The 16,480-nt window shown below is 65.9% G+C and carries 21 protein-coding genes; 20 read left to right on the forward strand and 1 reads right to left on the reverse strand.

The window, feature by feature from the left end; all coding sequences use genetic code 11:
- Positions 1-63: 63 nt before the first annotated feature.
- The 20 genes from ACODSD_RS00525 (at position 64) to ACODSD_RS00620 (ending at position 15,653) form a co-directional block, all read left to right on the forward strand.
- Positions 64-1,080 carry a COX15/CtaA family protein gene (locus tag ACODSD_RS00525; protein ID WP_488876568.1) on the forward strand — a complete coding sequence of 339 codons (1,017 nt, stop codon included), beginning with the start codon at positions 64-66 and terminating at the stop codon, positions 1,078-1,080.
- Positions 1,081-1,106: 26 nt separating this feature from the next.
- Positions 1,107-2,006, forward strand: a complete 900-nt coding sequence (locus tag ACODSD_RS00530) for a heme o synthase (RefSeq protein WP_337882518.1) — start codon at positions 1,107-1,109, stop codon at positions 2,004-2,006.
- Positions 2,006-2,593, forward strand: a complete 588-nt coding sequence (locus ACODSD_RS00535) for an SCO family protein (protein WP_227105544.1) — start codon at positions 2,006-2,008, stop codon at positions 2,591-2,593. Before ACODSD_RS00530 ends, ACODSD_RS00535 begins: the two co-directional genes overlap by 1 nt.
- A 93-nt stretch (positions 2,594-2,686) precedes the next feature.
- Positions 2,687-3,403 (forward strand): flagellar brake protein, encoded by a 717-nt coding sequence (locus tag ACODSD_RS00540; RefSeq protein ID WP_227105543.1) that lies wholly within the window; start codon positions 2,687-2,689, stop codon positions 3,401-3,403.
- 55 nt (positions 3,404-3,458) lie between these two features.
- Positions 3,459-4,100 (forward strand): ATP phosphoribosyltransferase, encoded by a 642-nt coding sequence (hisG, locus tag ACODSD_RS00545; RefSeq protein ID WP_107800989.1) that lies wholly within the window; start codon positions 3,459-3,461, stop codon positions 4,098-4,100.
- A gap of 10 nt (positions 4,101-4,110) precedes the next feature.
- On the forward strand, positions 4,111-5,403 hold the full coding sequence (gene hisD, locus ACODSD_RS00550) for a histidinol dehydrogenase (RefSeq protein ID WP_107800988.1): 1,293 nt from the start codon (positions 4,111-4,113) through the stop codon (positions 5,401-5,403).
- 60 nt (positions 5,404-5,463) lie between these two features.
- Positions 5,464-6,453, forward strand: a complete 990-nt coding sequence (locus ACODSD_RS00555; protein WP_235085897.1) for an ABC transporter substrate-binding protein — start codon at positions 5,464-5,466, stop codon at positions 6,451-6,453.
- A gap of 99 nt (positions 6,454-6,552) precedes the next feature.
- The gene (hisC, locus tag ACODSD_RS00560) at positions 6,553-7,623 is read left to right on the forward strand and encodes a histidinol-phosphate transaminase (RefSeq protein WP_488876569.1); all 1,071 of its coding nucleotides are present in this window, start codon (positions 6,553-6,555) and stop codon (positions 7,621-7,623) included.
- A gap of 3 nt (positions 7,624-7,626) precedes the next feature.
- Positions 7,627-8,220 (forward strand): imidazoleglycerol-phosphate dehydratase HisB, encoded by a 594-nt coding sequence (hisB, locus tag ACODSD_RS00565; protein WP_107800985.1) that lies wholly within the window; start codon positions 7,627-7,629, stop codon positions 8,218-8,220.
- Positions 8,221-8,302: 82 nt separating this feature from the next.
- Positions 8,303-8,944 (forward strand): imidazole glycerol phosphate synthase subunit HisH, encoded by a 642-nt coding sequence (hisH, locus tag ACODSD_RS00570; RefSeq protein WP_227108620.1) that lies wholly within the window; start codon positions 8,303-8,305, stop codon positions 8,942-8,944.
- 20 nt (positions 8,945-8,964) lie between these two features.
- On the forward strand, positions 8,965-9,705 hold the full coding sequence (hisA, locus tag ACODSD_RS00575; RefSeq protein ID WP_337882521.1) for a 1-(5-phosphoribosyl)-5-[(5-phosphoribosylamino)methylideneamino]imidazole-4-carboxamide isomerase: 741 nt from the start codon (positions 8,965-8,967) through the stop codon (positions 9,703-9,705).
- 77 nt (positions 9,706-9,782) lie between these two features.
- Positions 9,783-10,547, forward strand: coding sequence for an imidazole glycerol phosphate synthase subunit HisF (hisF, locus tag ACODSD_RS00580; protein WP_488876570.1), 765 nt, complete (start codon positions 9,783-9,785; stop codon positions 10,545-10,547).
- Between the two features lie 118 nt (positions 10,548-10,665).
- Positions 10,666-11,058 (forward strand): phosphoribosyl-AMP cyclohydrolase, encoded by a 393-nt coding sequence (gene hisI / locus ACODSD_RS00585; protein ID WP_107800983.1) that lies wholly within the window; start codon positions 10,666-10,668, stop codon positions 11,056-11,058.
- 124 nt (positions 11,059-11,182) lie between these two features.
- The gene (locus ACODSD_RS00590; RefSeq protein ID WP_043589545.1) at positions 11,183-11,509 is read left to right on the forward strand and encodes a phosphoribosyl-ATP diphosphatase; all 327 of its coding nucleotides are present in this window, start codon (positions 11,183-11,185) and stop codon (positions 11,507-11,509) included.
- Between the two features lie 22 nt (positions 11,510-11,531).
- Positions 11,532-11,858 carry a histidine triad nucleotide-binding protein gene (locus ACODSD_RS00595; RefSeq protein WP_107800982.1) on the forward strand — a complete coding sequence of 109 codons (327 nt, stop codon included), beginning with the start codon at positions 11,532-11,534 and terminating at the stop codon, positions 11,856-11,858.
- 72 nt (positions 11,859-11,930) lie between these two features.
- Positions 11,931-12,140, forward strand: a complete 210-nt coding sequence (tatA, locus tag ACODSD_RS00600; protein WP_043589548.1) for a Sec-independent protein translocase subunit TatA — start codon at positions 11,931-11,933, stop codon at positions 12,138-12,140.
- A gap of 14 nt (positions 12,141-12,154) precedes the next feature.
- Positions 12,155-12,655, forward strand: a complete 501-nt coding sequence (gene tatB / locus ACODSD_RS00605; protein WP_107800981.1) for a Sec-independent protein translocase protein TatB — start codon at positions 12,155-12,157, stop codon at positions 12,653-12,655.
- Positions 12,656-12,727: 72 nt separating this feature from the next.
- A complete protein-coding gene (tatC, locus tag ACODSD_RS00610; RefSeq protein WP_107802034.1) occupies positions 12,728-13,468 on the forward strand; it encodes a twin-arginine translocase subunit TatC in 741 nt (246 codons plus the stop codon).
- Positions 13,465-13,818, forward strand: a complete 354-nt coding sequence (locus ACODSD_RS00615; protein WP_107800980.1) for a DUF2069 domain-containing protein — start codon at positions 13,465-13,467, stop codon at positions 13,816-13,818. The genes tatC and ACODSD_RS00615 overlap by 4 nt, the downstream gene beginning before the upstream one ends.
- Before the next feature lie 212 nt (positions 13,819-14,030).
- Complete coding sequence (locus ACODSD_RS00620; protein WP_488876571.1) at positions 14,031-15,653, forward strand: methyl-accepting chemotaxis protein; 1,623 nt, start codon at positions 14,031-14,033, stop codon at positions 15,651-15,653.
- Between the two features lie 16 nt (positions 15,654-15,669).
- On the opposite strand, the gene ACODSD_RS00625 is transcribed toward ACODSD_RS00620, so the two are convergent.
- Positions 15,670-16,464, reverse strand: coding sequence for a TatD family hydrolase (locus ACODSD_RS00625; RefSeq protein ID WP_488876572.1), 795 nt, complete (start codon positions 16,462-16,464; stop codon positions 15,670-15,672).
- Between the last annotated feature and the right edge of the window lie 16 nt (positions 16,465-16,480).

Below are 16,480 nucleotides of genomic sequence, written 5' to 3' on the forward strand. Positions count from 1 at the left end.
GCGGCGCCCGCGCGGCCCCGCGACATCCGCAGTTTCTTGGCCGCTCGACAAGGGGAGAGCAGCATGAGGCGACTGATCTGGCTGGCATTCATCCTGGCATGCGTGGTCGTGCCTTTCGGCGCCTATGTGCGCCTGTCCGACGCCGGGCTGGGCTGTCCGGACTGGCCGGGCTGTTACGGCCAGATCTCCCCGCATCACGCCGCGGAACGCATTCAGCAACAGCAAGCCCAGAGCCCGGACGGCCCGGTCAGCCTGGGCAAGGCCTGGAAGGAAATGAGCCATCGCTATCTGGCCGGCGCGCTCGGCGCGCTGATCGTCGCCATCGGCTGGCAGGCGTGGCGGCGGAAACGCCACCGCCGGGTCGCCGGGACGCTGTTGGCGGTGGTGCTGCTCCAGGGCTTGCTGGGCATGTGGACGGTGACCTTGCTGCTCAAGCCGGCCATCGTCACCCTGCACCTTATCGGGGGCGTGTCGGTGCTGCTGCTGCTGGCCTGGCTGGCGCTGTCGCCGCGGCTCGCTTCGGTGGACGCGCCGGTGTCGTTGAGCTGGCTGGCGCGCGCTCTGGCGCTGGCGGTGGCTATGCAATTGGCCCTGGGCGGCTGGGTGTCCACCAACTACGCCGCGCTGGCCTGTCAGGGCTTTCCCGCCTGCAATGGCGAATGGTGGCCGCAGATGCGCTTCGAACACGCTTTCCATCTGTTCCGCGCCTTGGGCGAGGCGCCGGACGGCAGCCCGCTGGCGGTGGGCAATCTGGTGGCGGTGCATTGGCTGCACCGGCTGGGCGCTGCTCTGGTGACCGTTTTGTGCCTGAGCGCGGCGCGCGCCGGCTGGAGGCTGCCGGCGCTGCGCGGCCACCTGTGTTGCTTGCTGGCGGCGCTGTCGCTGCAGATCGGGCTGGGCATCGCCAATGTGTTGCTGGCGCTGCCCTTGCCGGTGGCGGTGCTGCACAACGCCGGCGCCGCCTGTCTGCTGCTGATCAGCAGCCTGCTGGCGCTGCGGCTGAGGCCGGCGCGCGCCGCGCAGGCGCGGCCGGTCGGGCCTTTGCCCCGTCTTTCCAAAAACCATCGCGAATGGGTTTGAGCGCCGCATCCTGAGGGGGGAAAAACATGAACGCAGCGGAGCTTCAGCAGGCGCGCCAGCACGCGGTCGCCTTGATGCAACTGGCCAAGCCCCGGGTGGTGGGGCTGATCGTATTCTGCGCGGTGATCGGCATGTTTCTGGCGGGGCCGGGCTGGCCGGATCCGGCGCGCCTGTTGCCGGCTACCGCCGGCATCGCGCTGGTGGCCGGCGCGGCGGCGATGATCAATTGCCTGGTGGAGCGCACGGTGGACGCCAATATGCGCCGCACCGCCTGGCGCGCCACCGCCCGCGGCGAGGCCGGCGCGGCCGAGACCCTGGTCATCGCGCTGACCGCCGGCGGCATCGGCATGGCCTTGCTGGCCGGCCTGGTCAACGCCTTGACCGCCTGGCTGACGCTGGCCACCTTCGTCGGCTACGCCATCGTCTACACCCTGCTGCTCAAGCCCAATACGCCGCAGAACATCGTGATCGGCGGCGCCAGCGGCGCGATGCCGCCGGTGCTGGGCTGGGCGGCGATGACCGGGGAGGTGCACGCGTTCGCGCTGGTGCTGTTCCTGATCATCTACGCCTGGACGCCGCCGCATTTCTGGGCGCTGGCGCTGTACCGCCGCGACGATTACGCCCGCGCCGGGCTGCCCATGCTGCCGGTGACCCACGGCCAGCGTTTCACCACGCTGTCCATCTTGCTGTACTCGCTGCTGTTGTCGGCCATCACCCTGTTGCCGGTGGCGATGGGCGCGGCCGGCTGGCTCTATCTGCTGGCGGCGCTGGCGCTGGACGCGCGGCTGCTCTTCCTTGCCGTGCGCCTGCATCGCCAGTATGCTGACGCTCTGGCCCGCCGCGCCTTCGCCTGGTCGATCTGGTATCTGACCTGGCTGTTCGCGGCCCTGCTGATAGACCATTACTGGCTGATACCCGTTTCCTGATGCGCAAATTGATAAAACTCGCCGGCTGGCTGCTGCTGCCGTTGTGGCTGGCCGCGTGCTCGCCGAATGAACCCAAGCTGGATTTGAAAGGCACCGACGTCGCCGGCGCGTCGATAGGCGGCGATTTCACGCTGACCGACCACCAAGGCCAGCGCCGCAGCCTGTCCCAATACCAGGGCAAGGTGGTGGCGCTGTTCTTCGGCTACACCCATTGCCCGGACGTCTGCCCCACCACCATGCTGGAATACGCGGCGGCGGTGAAGCAGCTGGGCGAACAGGCCAGCCAGGTGCAGGTGCTGTTCGTCAGCATAGACCCGGAGCGCGACACGCCGCAGGTGCTGGCCGGCTATGTGCCGCATTTCAATCGAAGCTTCGTCGGCCTGACCGGCACGGCCGGCGAGGTCGAGCAGATCAAGAATCAATACAAGGTCGTCGCCCAGCGGGTGAGCCAGCCGGGCGGCGGCTATAGCGTGGACCACAGCGCCGGCTCCTATCTGTTGGATAAACAGGGCCGTTTGCGAGTGTTTGAGGCCTATGGCACGCCGTCGGCGAGCTTGGCTCATGATATTGGCCAGTTGTTACGCTAAACTTGGCGTATCGGAAACTGACGCAGACATGAAAGTCGGATCAAAGTGAGCAACGACCATAACGCTGGCGCAACATCCGGCTCGCAGCCATCGTTGGACCTCGCCAAATACACGCTGTCCACGTCGGTGGAGATCGCCCATCATCTGGCCGGCATCGCCAAGAACGGCCACATGGTGACGGTGTTTTCCAATAAGGGAAAAACCTTCATCCTGACTCGTTTCCTGGAGGTGGACCACAAGGCGGGCACGCTGGTGTTCGACTGGGGCGCGGACCCGGAGACCAATGAACATCTGCTGGCCAGCGAGCGCAATGTCTTCGTCTGCTCGCCGGAGGGCGTCAAGACCCAGTTCGTCACCGGCCAGGTGCGCCGCATAGACTGGGAGGGCCAGCCCGCCTTCCAGGCGGATTTGCCCGAGCAGGTGATCAAGCTGCAGCGCCGCGAATTCTTCCGCATCCAGACCCCGGCGGCCAGCCCGGTGATGTGCCATGTGGCCGATTACCCGCACAAGCCGATCGACCTGGCCTTGTTCGACGTCAGCCTGGGCGGCGTCAGCATGTGGCTGCCGCAGCCGGCCACGCCCGGCTTCGACATCGGCCAGCAATACCAGCGCTGCACGCTGGACCTGAAACCGCTGGGCGGGCTGCATATCGGGCTGGAAGTCCGTCACCGGCTGGCCGCCAAGCTGCGCAACGGCAACGAGGCCGTGCGCATCGGTTGCTCCTACCTGGGGCTGACGCCGGCGATGGAGACGCTGATCCAGCGCTACGTCGGCCTGCTCGAGCGCGAACGCCGCGCGCTGGTCGGCTGAATCCGCGCGCCGCTTCGCCTTAACCTCGATTTCGTCATCCTTGCCGCAAGACATCATGAAGCTGACTATTGCCCTGTCCAAAGGGCGCATCTTTGAAGAGACCCTGCCCCTGCTGGCCGCCGCCGGCATTTTGCCGGCGGAGGACCCGGAAGCCTCGCGCAAACTGATCATCGGCACCAACCATCCGGGCGTGCGGCTGGTGATCGTGCGCGCGTCCGACGTGCCGACCTATGTCCAGTACGGCGCCGCCGATCTGGGCATCGCCGGCCGCGACGTGCTGATCGAGCACGGCGGCGCCGGCCTGTACCAGCCGCTGGATCTCAATATCGCCAAATGCAATATGATGGTGGCGGTGCAGAACGGCTTCGACTACGAGGCCGCGGTGCGCCGCGGCGCGCGCCTGAAGATCGCCACCAAGTATCCGCAGATCGCGCGCGAGCATTTCGCCCGCAAGGGCGTGCATGTGGACATCATCAAGCTCTACGGTTCGATGGAGCTGGCGCCGCTGGTCGGCCTGGCCGACGCCATCGTGGACCTGGTCTCCACCGGCGGCACGCTGCGCGCCAACGATCTGGTCGCGGTCGAACACATCGTCGACATCAGTTCGCGGCTGGTGGTCAACCAGGCCGCGCTCAAGCTCAAACACGACGTGATCCAGCCGGTGCTGGACGCATTCGCCGGCGCCGTGCCGGCCTGAGGTCCGCTCCATGCTGAAACTGTCCTCTTCCCAAGCCGATTTCACCGCCCGCCTGCAGGCGCTGCTGGCCTTTGAAACCGCGCAGGACCCGGCCGTCGACGCCGCCGTCGCCGCCATCTGCGACGACGTCAAGGCGCGCGGCGACGCCGCGGTGATCGACTACACTAACCGCTTCGACCGCATGCGCGCGGTCTCGATGGCCGATCTGACGCTGTCGCGCGAGCAACTGGAAGCCGCCTTCCACCGGCTGAGCGATCCGGTGCGCCACGCGCTGAGCACCGCCGCGGAACGGGTGCGCCGCTATCACGAGAAGCAACTGGCGCATTCCTGGAGTTATCAGGACGAGGACGGCACCTTGCTGGGCCAGCAGGTGACGCCGCTGGACCGCGTCGGCATCTACGTGCCGGGCGGCAAGGCCGCCTATCCCAGCTCGGTGTTGATGAACGCGATGCCGGCCAAGGTGGCCGGCGTCGGCGAAATCATCATGGTGGTGCCGACGCCGGACGGCGAGCGCAACGACCTGGTGCTGGCCGCCGCCTACATCGCCGGCGTGGACAAAGTGTTCACCTGCGGCGGCGCCCAGGCGGTGGCGGCCTTGGCCTACGGCACCGAGACCGTGCCCCAGGTCGACAAGATCACCGGCCCGGGCAACGCCTACGTCGCCGCGGCCAAGCGCCGGGTCTTCGGCGTGGTGGGCATCGACATGGTGGCCGGCCCGTCCGAAATCCTGGTGATCTGCGACGGCGACACCCCGCCGGACTGGGTGGCCATGGATTTGTTCAGCCAGGCCGAGCACGACGAAATCGCCCAGGCCATCCTGCTGTGCCCGTCGGCGGACTATATCGCCCAGGTCGAGGCCAGCATCGCCAGACTGCTGCCGCAGATGCCGCGCCGCGCCATCATCGAGGCCAGCCTCGGCAATCGCGGCGCGCTGATCCAGGTCGGCGATCTGGCGCAAGCCTGTGAGATCGCCAACTACATCGCGCCCGAGCATCTGGAACTGTCGGTGGCCCATCCGGACGAGTTGTTGCCGTTGATCCGTCACGCCGGCGCCATCTTCATGGGCCGTTTCACTTCGGAGAGCCTGGGCGATTATTGCGCCGGCCCCAACCACGTGCTGCCCACCAGCCGCACCGCGCGTTTCGCCAGCCCGCTGGGCGTGTACGACTTCCAGAAGCGCAGCAGCCTGATCCGGGTGTCCCAGGCCGGCGCGCAGACGCTGGGCCAGGTCGCCAGCCTGCTGGCCCACGGCGAAGGCCTGAGCGCGCATGCGCGCGCGGCGGAGCTGAGGCTGGACGCCTAGCGCCGCTGGAGGCGAAACGCCGCTTCATCGCTTAATCTGGATAGGTAACCGGAGAAGGCGATGGCTGGGCTGAAACGCATCATGGCCGGACTCTGTCTGGCCTTTTTCTTGTCCGCGGCGGCAGGGGCGCAACCGCGGGTGCTGGTGGTGGAGAGCTATCACAGCGACTACCCCTGGGATCAGGATTACCGCCGCGCCCTGCAGGAGCGCCTGGGCAAGCGTGCGCAGCTGAGCTATTACGCGATGGACACCAAGCGTCTGCCGCCGGCCCAGCATCAGGCGCGCGCCGACGAAGCACTGGCGATGGCGGCGAAAATAAAACCTGAGCTCGTCATCGTCGGCGACGACGCCGCCTTGCAAAGAGTGGGCAGCAAGCTGGCCCAGCGGGGCGTCCCGGTGATCTATCTGGGCATCAACAACAATCCGCGCAATTACTTCCCGGGCGCGGCGTCGGGCGTCAGCGGCGTGCTGGAGCGGCCGTTGATTCTGCGCAGCGTCTTCGAATTGGGCAAAACCGTCAAAGGCCTGCGCAGCGCGCTGGTGCTGTTCGACGACGATCTCACCTCGCGCATCATCCGAGACGAGACCTTCGTCGGCCGCGACACCATGCTGCTGGCCAATATCCACGTCGACCTGGCCTTGACCGGCTCCTACGCGGACTGGCAGCGGCGGGTGCTGGGCGCCGCCGGCCGCTATCAGGCGGTCTGGGTCGGCCTTTACTTCACCCTGCGCGACGCCGGCGGCAAGGTGGTGCCCGGCGATGAAGTGCTGCGCTGGACCGCCGCCCACGCCAAGCTGCCGCTGTTCGCGTTCTGGGATTTCGCCGTGGGCAAGGACAAGGCTGCCGGCGGCCTGGTGCTGTCTGGCTACGAGCAGGGCCGCGAGGCGGCCAAGCTGGCCGAGCAAGTGTTGTTCCACGGCAAGCCGGTGGCCAGCCTGTTCCCGGTGACGCCGTCGGAAGGCCGCTATGTTTTCAGCCGCGAAGGCCTGGCGCGAGACCGCATAGAGCTGCCGGCGCGGCTGCGGGAACGGGCGAATTGGGTCGAGTAGCTGAAAGCGAATGAACACGCTACTATAGCTTTTCGTCTTTTCCGATAACACGGCTCCGCCCGCGGGGCTTTTGTTGGCCGCCAGGCCGATTGCGAAGTCATGAAAAAGTCCGTCCGACAGCTGGTGCGCGATGAGATCGCCGCCATCAGCGCCTACCCGGTAGCCTCCGCCGACGGCTACATCAAGCTGGACGCCATGGAGAATCCGTGGCCGCTGCCGGCCGAGCTGCGCCAGGAACTGGCGCGGACGCTGGCCGACGTCGCCGTCAACCGTTATCCGGACCCGTCCGGCGGCACGCTGAAAGCCCAGCTGAAGCAGGCGTTTTCCATCCCGGAGCCGGCCGAAGTGCTGCTGGGCAACGGCTCCGACGAGCTGATCACCCTGGTGGCGCAGGCGCTGGCCCGTCCCGGCGCCAAGCTGCTGGCGCTGGAGCCGTCCTTCGTGATGTACAAGATGAACGCGCTGTTCTCCGGTCTGGACTACATCGGCGTGCCGCTGCGTTCCGATTTCAGCCTGGACCTGCCGGCGACGTTGGCGGCCATCGCCGAGCATCAGCCGGCGGTGGTGTTCGTGTCCTACCCCAACAACCCGACCGGCCCGCGCTTCGCCCGCGCCGAGGTGGAAGCGATCTGCGAGGCCGCGCCCGGCCTGGTGGTGGTGGACGAGGCCTATCAGGCTTTCGCCAGCGACAGCTTCATGAATCTGGCCGGCCTGCGCGACAATCTGATCGTGATGCGCACGCTGTCCAAGCTGGGCCTGGCCGGCATCCGCCTGGGTTACGCCGCCGGCCCCGCCGACTGGATCCGGGAGCTGGACAAGGTGCGCCCGCCGTACAACGTCAATGTGCTGACCCAGGCCGCCGCGCGCTTCTCGCTGCGCCATATCGAGGTGTTCAACCGCCAGGCCGCGGAACTGTGCGAGGAACGCGGCCGGCTGGCCGCCGGGCTGGCGCGCCACGCCGCCATCGAAGCCTTCCCGTCGGAAGCCAATTTCATCACCATCCGGGTGCCGGACGCGCCGGCCTTGTACCAGCATTTCAAGGCCAGCGGCATCCTGATCAAGCAACTGCACGGCAGCCACCCCTTGCTGGAGCGATGCCTGCGCCTGACCGTGGGCGCGCCGCAGGAAAACGACGCCATGTTGGCGGCCCTGGACGCTTACTTCGCCTGAGCCATGAGAACCGCAACCGTTACCCGCAATACCCTGGAAACCCAGATCACCGTCAGCCTGAATCTGGACGGCGCCGGCGTAGGCCGCTTTGAAACCGGCGTGCCCTTTCTCGACCACATGATGGACCAGATCGCCCGCCACGGCCTGATCGATCTGGACGTGGTCGCCCACGGCGATCTGCATATCGACGCCCATCACACGGTGGAAGACATCGGCATCACCCTGGGCCAGGCCTTCGCCAAGGCGATAGGCGACAAGAAGGGCATCCGCCGCTACGGCCACGCCTATGTGCCGCTGGACGAGGCGCTGAGCCGGGTGGTGATCGACCTGTCCGGCCGTCCGGGCCTGGTATACCAGGTCGAATACACCCGCGCCAGCATCGGCCAGTTCGACGTCGACCTGTTTTCCGAGTTCTTCCACGGTTTCGTCAATCACAGCATGGTCACGCTGCACATAGACAATCTGCGCGGCGTCAACAGCCATCACCAGGCCGAGACCATCTTCAAGGCCTTCGGCCGCGCCTTGCGCATGGCCTGTGAGGCGGACGAACGCATGGCCGGACAGACGCCGTCCACCAAGGGCACGCTGACCGCATAAGTCGGGCGCGCCGTTTTTTCAGGGCTCCGGCCGCATTTGGCCGGAGCGCCGCCACACCCCGAAGCGAGCTTGCAGGATGGCGATTAAAGTTGCAGTAGTGGATTACGGCATGGGCAATCTGCATTCGGTGCTCAAGTCGGCGCAGGCCGTCAACGACATCGGCGCGGACATCTTCCTCACCAGCGAGCCGGAAGCCGTGCTCAAGGCGGACAAGGTGATCTTCCCCGGGCAGGGCGCGATGCCGGACTGCATGCGCGAGCTGAACCAGCACGGGCTGGCCGAGGCGATAAGGGAAAGCACCAAGAACAAGCCGTTTTTTGGCATCTGCGTCGGCGCGCAGCTATTGTTCGAGGAAAGCGAGGAGGGGCCGACTCAAGGCCTGGGCCTGTTCCCCGGCAAGGTGGCGCGTTTTGCCGCCGGGCTGCGCGACGCCGAGGGCGAGCGTTTGAAAGTGCCGCACATGGGCTGGAACCAGGTGTTCCAGACGCGGGTCCATCCCTTGTTCGCCGGCATCGCCGACGGCGAGCGTTTCTATTTTGTGCATAGTTACCACTTCGCGCCGGCCGATGCGGGCCTGACGCTGGCGGAAAGTGAATATCCAGAGCGGTTTTCATGTATTGTCGGTCGTGGGAACATCTTCGCAAGCCAGTTCCACACCGAAAAGAGCCACCGGGCCGGCCTTCAGATGATGAAGAACTTCCTGGCCTGGGATGGCAGTGTTTAACTCACGTTTGATTTAGCACCATGCTGCTCATACCCGCGATAGACCTGAAAGACGGTCAATGCGTACGCCTGAAACAGGGCGTGATGGACGATGCCACCGTTTTCTCCGACGACCCCGTGCAAGTCGCCGCCCATTGGCGCGATCAGGGCGCTCGCCGCCTGCATCTGGTCGACCTCAACGGCGCCTTCGCCGGCAAGCCCAAGAATCTGGCGGTGATCCGCGATATTCTGGGTGAAGTCGGCAATGAAATGCCGGTGCAGCTGGGCGGCGGCATCCGCGATCTGGACACCATAGAGAAGTACCTGGACATGGGCCTGGCCTACGTGATCATCGGCACCGCCGCGGTCAAGACCCCGGGCTTCCTGCACGATGCCTGCGACGCCTTCCCCGGCCAGGTCATCGTCGGCCTGGACGCCAAGGACGGCATGGTGGCGATAGACGGCTGGGCCAAGGTCACCAACCACAAGGTGATCGATCTGGCCAAACGCTTCCAGGACTACGGCGTCAATTCGGTGATCTACACCGACATCGGCCGCGACGGCATGATGAACGGCGTCAACATCGACGCCACCGTCAAGCTGGCGCAGGCGCTGACCATCCCGGTGATCGCCTCCGGCGGCCTGAGCAATCTCGACGACATCCGCGCCTTGTGCGCGGTGAAGGACGAGGGCGTCGAAGGCGCGATCACCGGCCGCGCGATTTACGAGGGCGGCATCGATTTCGCCGCCGCGCAGACGCTGGCCGACGAATTGTCGGACTGAGAGCCTGTTCTCGACTTATCAAGCCATGCCGGCCCGTACGCACTGTTCGGGCCGGTTGGCCGTTTGCCGGACCCCATATGCTTGCCAAACGCATCATCCCCTGTCTGGACGTGACCGCCGGTCGCGTCGTCAAAGGCGTCAACTTCCTGGGTCTGCGCGATGCCGGCGACCCGGTGGAAATCGCCCGCCGCTATAACGAGCAGGGCGCGGACGAACTGACCTTCCTCGATATCACCGCCAGCTCGGACCAGCGCGACATCATTCTGCACGTGATCGAATCGGTGGCGGAGCAGGTGTTCATTCCGCTGACCGTGGGCGGCGGCGTGCGGGAAGTGGCGGACATCCGCCGCCTGCTCAGCGCCGGCGCGGACAAGGTCAGCATCAATACCGCGGCGGTGACCCGGCCGCAGCTGGTGAGCGAGGCGGCCGATCGCTTCGGCAGCCAGTGCGTTGTGGTGGCGGTGGACGCCAAGGCGGTGACGCCGGAGAACGACCGCTGGGAGGTGTTCACCCACGGCGGCCGCACGCGCACCGGCATCGACGCGGTGGCGTGGGCGCGTCAGATGCAGCAACTGGGGGCGGGCGAAATCCTGCTGACCAGCATGGACCGCGACGGCACCAAGATAGGCTTCAATCTGGAGCTGACGCGCGCGGTGTCGGAAGCGGTGGAGATTCCGGTGATCGCCTCCGGCGGCGTGGGCACGCTGCAGCACCTGGTGGACGGGGTCAAACTGGGCAAGGCCGACGCGGTGCTGGCCGCCAGCATTTTCCATTTCGGCGAGCACACGGTGGCGGAGGCCAAGCAGGCGATGCGGGACGCCGGCATCGAAGTGCGGCTGTGAGCGCTTTCCGATCGACACTCTTGCCGGCGTCTTAATTTGAGGCGAAGCGGGCGCCGCGCTGAATCATTTGCCGCGCCGCCACTCATAGCCAAGGCGCGCGGCCTTCTAAAGGTGAGCCATGAATTGGTTGGATGAAGTCAAATGGGACGACAAGGGCCTGGTCGCCGCCATCGCCCAGGACGCCGCCAGCGGCCGGGTGCTGATGGTGGCGTGGATGAATCGCGACAGCCTGGCCCTGACCGCCGAAACCGGCGTCGCCCATTACTGGAGCCGCTCGCGCGGCAAGCTGTGGAAGAAGGGCGAGGATTCCGGCCACCTGCAAAGCGTCAAGGAGTTGCGGCTGGACTGCGACGGCGACGTGGTGGTGATGCAGATCGAGCAGGCCGGCGGCATCGCCTGCCATACCGGCCGCGAAAGCTGCTTCTACCGTCGCTTTGATCCGGCGCGGCAAGATTGGGAAGTGGTGGACGCGGTCTTGAAGGACCCGGGCGCCATCTACGGCAAGGCCTGACTTGCGCGCGGTCAACGCCTTGCGGTGGCTGGCCGTTAGAATGGCAGCCGGCAAGGCGATTGTTATCGTTTTGCCATCGGAACGACATATACTTGCCGGGGTTGCGGCGTAAAGGAATAGCGACATGAGCCAGGATGTGCTGAAAACCATCGCGGACACGCTGGAAGCGCGGCGCGAGGCCAGTTCCCAGTCTTCCTATGTGGCGTCCCTGTTTCACAAGGGCGAGGACGCCATTCTGAAGAAAGTGGCGGAGGAGGCGGCGGAAACGCTGATGGCCTCCAAGGACAAGGACAAGCTGCATCTGGTGCGCGAAGTGGCCGACCTGTGGTTCCACAGCATGGTGTTGCTGACCTATCATGGCCTGCGGCCCGAGGATGTGCTGATGGAGTTGAAGCGGCGCGAGGGTATTTCCGGCCTGGATGAAAAGGCCTCCCGCGCCCCCACCCCTTAAGATTGAGCGAGAGCCGACAATAATGACAGACTGCATCTTCTGCAAAATCGTGGCCGGGCAGATTCCGGCCAATAAAATCTACGAAGACGACGATGTGCTGGCCTTCCACGACATCCGTCCGATCGCTCCCGTGCATTTCATGCTGATTCCCAAGTTGCACGTGGATTCGCTGGCCCATTGCGGCCCCGAGCACGAGGCGGTGCTGGGCAAGATGCTGACCCTGGCGCCCAAGCTGGCGCGCGAGCAGGGCCTGGAGGGCGGCTTCAAGACCGGCATCAACACCGGCCGCGGCGGCGGGCAGGAAGTGTTCCACCTGCACGTGCATGTGTTCGGCCACAAGAATAACTGATCGGCCCGCGGGCCCGAAGCGGGAGGCCGGGTGGCCTCCGCGTACTAATTCGATTTGATAAGGAAGTGAATCATGGGTTCTTTCAGCATCTGGCACTGGCTGGTGGTATTGCTGATCGTGGTGCTGGTGTTCGGCACCAAGAAACTGCGCAATATCGGTGAAGATCTGGGCGGCGCGGTCAAAGGCTTCAAGGAAGGCATGAACGGCGAGAACGACAAGGCCGCCAAGGACAAGCCGGCTGAAACCGGCCGCATCATCGACGGCGACGCCGACAAGAAATAAGGCGCGGCTCAAGCGTGTTTGAAATCAGCTTTGGCGAAATCCTGTTGATAGGCGTGGTGGCCCTGGTGGTTTTGGGGCCGGAGCGCCTGCCCACGGTGGCGCGCACTCTGGGCGCGCTGGTGGGCCGCGCCCAGCGTTTCGTGGCCACGGTGAAGTCCGACATCCAGCAGCAGGCCAATCTGACCGGCCTGAACGAATTGCGGCAGGACATCGAGGACGCGGCGCAGTCGTTCAAAGGCCAGCTCGACTCCGAAGTGCGGGGCGTGCGCGAGGCGATGGAGCAGAACAGCGCCGAGTTGCGTTCCCTGGCGGACGAGGCGCGCGCGCCGGTGGAAGAGGCGGCCAATCTCATCCACGGCGGCCTGCAGCCGGATCTGCTGGACCCGCTTCCGGCCGACGTCGAGGCGCAGGCCGAGGCGGCGCCGGTCAAGGACGAGAACCAGCTGGACCTGTTCGACGACTTGCCGCCGGCGGCGCCGGCTCCCCAGCCGGCCGATCCGCCATCGCCGCGTTGAGCTTGGCCGCACCCGGCCGGGCGGGACTGGCGCCCGCTCCGGCCGTTCCTGAATCCATTGGACATCCCGCGCATGAATGAACAACCCTTGCTCGCGCATCTGATCGAGTTGCGCACCCGTCTGGTACGGGCGCTGCTCGGCGTCGCGCTGGTGTTTCTCGGCCTGTTCCATTGGTCCGGGGACATCTACCATCTGCTGGCCAAGCCGCTGCTGGACGCGCTGCCTAAGGGGGCGAACATGATCGCCACCGACGTCACCGCGCCGTTCTTCGTACCGGTCAAGGTGACCATGCTGGTGGCCTTCCTGATCTCGCTGCCCAATACCCTGTACCAGATCTGGGCCTTTGTCGCGCCCGGGCTCTACCACCATGAGAAACGGCTGGTGCTGCCCCTGGTGGTGGCTAGCCTGTTGCTGTTCCTCACCGGCATGGCTTTCGCCTACTTCCTGGTCTTCCCCGTGGTGTTCGGCTTCATGTCGGCGGTGACGCCGGTCGGGGTCAGCATGATGACCGACATCGATAAATACCTGTCCTTCGTGCTCGGCATGTTCATGGCCTTCGGCGTCACCTTCGAGGTGCCGGTGGTGGTGATCCTGCTGGTGCGCATGGGCGTGGTGTCGGTGGAAAAACTGCGCCAGGGCCGGCCTTACGTGATCGTCGGCGCCTTCGTGGTGGCCGCCGTCGTCACGCCGCCGGACGTGCTGTCGCAAACCCTGCTGGCGGTGCCGCTGTGGCTGTTGTACGAGGCGGGCATTCTGTTGGCGGTGTTCCTGGGCCGCAAGAAGGAGCGCCCTTTGCTGGAGGATGGTTCATGAATCGAAACGCCTGGCATTACGGCGCGTCGGCGTCGCTGATCGCCCTGATCCTGCTGTGCCTGGCCTGGGAGCTGTGGCTGGCGCCGCTGCGTCCGGGCGGCTCGCTGCTGGCGCTCAAGGCGGCGGTGCTGCTGCTGCCGCTGCGCGGCATCCTGGCCCAGCGCCTGTACACCTATCAATGGGCCAGCATGTTCATCCTGGCTTATTTCACCGAGGGCGTGATGCGCGGTTGGGCGGATCGCGGTCTGTCGCAACAACTTGCATGGGGCGAAATCTTCTTAAGCGGACTATTCTTCGTCTGTGTATTGGGCTTTGCCAGAACCTTCAAGTTGTCGCGTCAGCCGCAGTAGACCTCGCGCGCAGCCAAAAGGAAGCCGTCAGCTCATGCTGACGGCTTTTTTTGCGTCCGCCGCGCATGCCGGGCGCAGAGTGTGAAACTTGCCGGAGTCATGCGGTGAAAACCGTGAACGGCTTGGTTTACCATCGCGGCGACACCGCGGACTTGAATCGGCGGGAATCCAAAAAAAACATAGTTTGGTTGGGGAGTGTGTAAATGCGGAATATGACGATTGCGGCCCGGATCACCCTGGGTTTCGCCTTGTTGCTGGTGGCGCTGGCGGTGACCAGCTTGCTGGCCTTCATGGGGCTGGGCAGCATTTCCAGCCGGGTGGAGGATGTCAGCACTCATGAACTGGCCTTTTACCGCGACGTGGTGGAGTTGCAGCAGCATATGGGCAATCTGCGGCGTTTCGAGAAGGACTATTTCATCAATCTGGGCGACGCCGCCAAGCGGAGCGAGTACAGCGGGAAATGGAGCAAGACGCTGGACGGCGCGCACGCGGCGATCAAGAACGCCGGCACCCATCCGCTGAACGGCGACGCCGCCCAGCAGCTGACGACGCTGGACGGACTGCTCAACAGCTACGCCGACGGCTTCAAGACGGTGGGCGCCAAGGTGGACAAGCAGGAACTGGCCAGCACCAGCGACGCCAACAAGGCGTTTGGCCAGTACAAGGGCAGCATCCACCAGATGGAAGAGGTCTCGGCCAAACTGGCCAAGGGCGCTTCCGACGCGGTGGCGGGGCTGCGCGGCCAGATCGACGCCTCCGCGGACGCGGTGCGCAGCCAGTTGCTGGCCACGGTGGCGGTCGGCCTGCTGGCCAGCCTGGTGGTGTCCTGGTACATCATCCGTTCCATCCGCGTGCCCTTGCTGCAGATGCGGGATTCCGCGCAGCAACTGGCGCAAACCTGCGATCTGAACCTGGAACTGCCGGACTTCGGCCGCAATGAGCTGGGCAGCGTCGGCGAATCGCTGGCCTCGCTGGTCGGCACCGTGCGCCGGCTGGTGCAGGAAGCCCAGGGCCACGCCACGCAACTGGCCAGCGCCTCGGGCCAGATGGCGGACGTCAGCTCCCAGGTGTCCGGCGCCGCGGCCAATCAGGCGGAATCCGCCGCCAGCGGCGCGGCGGCGATCGAGCAGATGTCGGTCAGCATCAATCTGGTGGCGGACAATACCCGCGACGTGGAAGGCCAGGCGCGCCAGACCATGGCGCAGGCGGATCGCGGTAACGGCCTGGCGGAAAAAGCCGCCAGCGAGATCCAGCTGATCGCCAGCGGCATTACCGAAACCTCCACGGTGATGGGGCAGCTCAATCAGCGTTCCAGCGATATCGGCGACATCGTGCGGGTGATCCGCGACATCGCCGAGCAGACCAATCTCTTGGCGCTGAACGCGGCGATCGAGGCGGCGCGGGCCGGGGAGATGGGCCGCGGCTTCGCGGTGGTGGCGGACGAGGTGCGCAAGCTGGCCGAGCGCACCAGCCAGGCCACCACCGAGATTTCCACCCATATCGAAGGGGTGCAGACCGATACCCAGCGCGCCTACCAGAGCATGCAGCAGGCCAATGCCCGCATCGAGAGCGGCGTCAGCAGCACCTCCAGCGTGGCCGAGTCGCTGCGTGAAATCCATCAGCTGTCCCAGCACTCGGTGGAACGCATCACCGACATCGCCAACGCGATCAAGGAGCAAAGCCACGCCAGCCAGCTGGTGGCGGGCAATGTGGAGCAGATGGCGCAGATGAACGAGAGCACCGCCAAGGCCTCTGGCCAGGCCAGCCAGCTATCGCAGGAGCTGCAGCAGTTGTCGGTGGATTTGGACTCCAATCTCAGGCGCTTCCGCACCTGAGGGAAGGGGCTTCATCTCAGCCGGCGATGCCCAGCGCCTCCAGGCTATTGCGGTACAAGGCCTGGCGCAGCGCCGTCTCCGGCAGGCCGCGCAGCTCGGCTAGCTGCGCGCTGAAGGCGGCCAGATGGGCCGGCTCGTTGGGCCGGTCCTGGGCGAACTCGGGGCGGATGTCCGGCGCGTCGGTTTCCAGCACCAGGCCGGACAGCGGCAGCGTGGCCGCCAGCCGGCGGATGCGCTGGGAGCCGGAGTAGGTCATCGCGCCGCCGAAGCCCAGCTTCATGCCCTGGCGCAGCATCGCGTCCGCTTGCTGCGGGCTGCCGTTGAAGGCGTGGGCGATGCCCCGCTCGACGCGCTGCTCGCGCAGATGCTTGAGCACGCGGTCCACCGATCGGCGCACGTGCAGCACCACCGGCAGCGCGTATTTGCGCGCCAGCTTCAGCTGTTCGACGAACAAGGCCTCCTGCCGCGCCGGATCCAGCTCCGGCAGATAGAAGTCCAGGCCTATCTCTCCCACCGCCTCCGGCCGCTGTTCGCGCAGCGCGCGCTCCAGCTGCTCCAGATGCTCGTCCAGGTGCCGTTCCAGATAGATGGGATGCAGGCCGAAGCCTATCCAGCAGCCGTGATCGCGGCGCATGGCGGCGGCGGCGTCGAAGGTGTCGGCGCGCACCGCCGGCACCAGGATCTGGCCGACGCCGGCGGCGCGCGCGCGCTCCAGCACGGCGGACAGCATGGGCGCCAATTCCGGCGCGTCCAGATGGCAGTGGGTGTCGATCAGCGCGCAGGGCGCGGGCAGGGCGGGGAAACGGTGCATGGCGGATTCGTCGTTC

This window comes from Chromobacterium sp. FG22 (assembly GCF_057809415.1).

Coding starts and splice junctions, on each gene's coding strand:
- ACODSD_RS00525 (WP_488876568.1), top strand. CDS start 64: ATGAGGCGACTGATCTGGCTGGCATTCATCCTGGCATGCGTGGTCGTG.
- ACODSD_RS00530 (WP_337882518.1), top strand. CDS start 1,107: ATGAACGCAGCGGAGCTTCAGCAGGCGCGCCAGCACGCGGTCGCCTTG.
- ACODSD_RS00535 (WP_227105544.1), top strand. CDS start 2,006: ATGCGCAAATTGATAAAACTCGCCGGCTGGCTGCTGCTGCCGTTGTGG.
- hisG (WP_107800989.1), top strand. CDS start 3,459: ATGAAGCTGACTATTGCCCTGTCCAAAGGGCGCATCTTTGAAGAGACC.
- hisD (WP_107800988.1), top strand. CDS start 4,111: ATGCTGAAACTGTCCTCTTCCCAAGCCGATTTCACCGCCCGCCTGCAG.
- ACODSD_RS00555 (WP_235085897.1), top strand. CDS start 5,464: ATGGCTGGGCTGAAACGCATCATGGCCGGACTCTGTCTGGCCTTTTTC.
- hisC (WP_488876569.1), top strand. CDS start 6,553: ATGAAAAAGTCCGTCCGACAGCTGGTGCGCGATGAGATCGCCGCCATC.
- hisB (WP_107800985.1), top strand. CDS start 7,627: ATGAGAACCGCAACCGTTACCCGCAATACCCTGGAAACCCAGATCACC.
- hisA (WP_337882521.1), top strand. CDS start 8,965: ATGCTGCTCATACCCGCGATAGACCTGAAAGACGGTCAATGCGTACGC.
- hisF (WP_488876570.1), top strand. CDS start 9,783: ATGCTTGCCAAACGCATCATCCCCTGTCTGGACGTGACCGCCGGTCGC.
- hisI (WP_107800983.1), top strand. CDS start 10,666: ATGAATTGGTTGGATGAAGTCAAATGGGACGACAAGGGCCTGGTCGCC.
- ACODSD_RS00590 (WP_043589545.1), top strand. CDS start 11,183: ATGAGCCAGGATGTGCTGAAAACCATCGCGGACACGCTGGAAGCGCGG.
- ACODSD_RS00595 (WP_107800982.1), top strand. CDS start 11,532: ATGACAGACTGCATCTTCTGCAAAATCGTGGCCGGGCAGATTCCGGCC.
- tatA (WP_043589548.1), top strand. CDS start 11,931: ATGGGTTCTTTCAGCATCTGGCACTGGCTGGTGGTATTGCTGATCGTG.
- tatC (WP_107802034.1), top strand. CDS start 12,728: ATGAATGAACAACCCTTGCTCGCGCATCTGATCGAGTTGCGCACCCGT.
- ACODSD_RS00615 (WP_107800980.1), top strand. CDS start 13,465: ATGAATCGAAACGCCTGGCATTACGGCGCGTCGGCGTCGCTGATCGCC.
- ACODSD_RS00620 (WP_488876571.1), top strand. CDS start 14,031: ATGACGATTGCGGCCCGGATCACCCTGGGTTTCGCCTTGTTGCTGGTG.
- ACODSD_RS00625 (WP_488876572.1), bottom strand. CDS start 16,464: ATGCACCGTTTCCCCGCCCTGCCCGCGCCCTGCGCGCTGATCGACACC.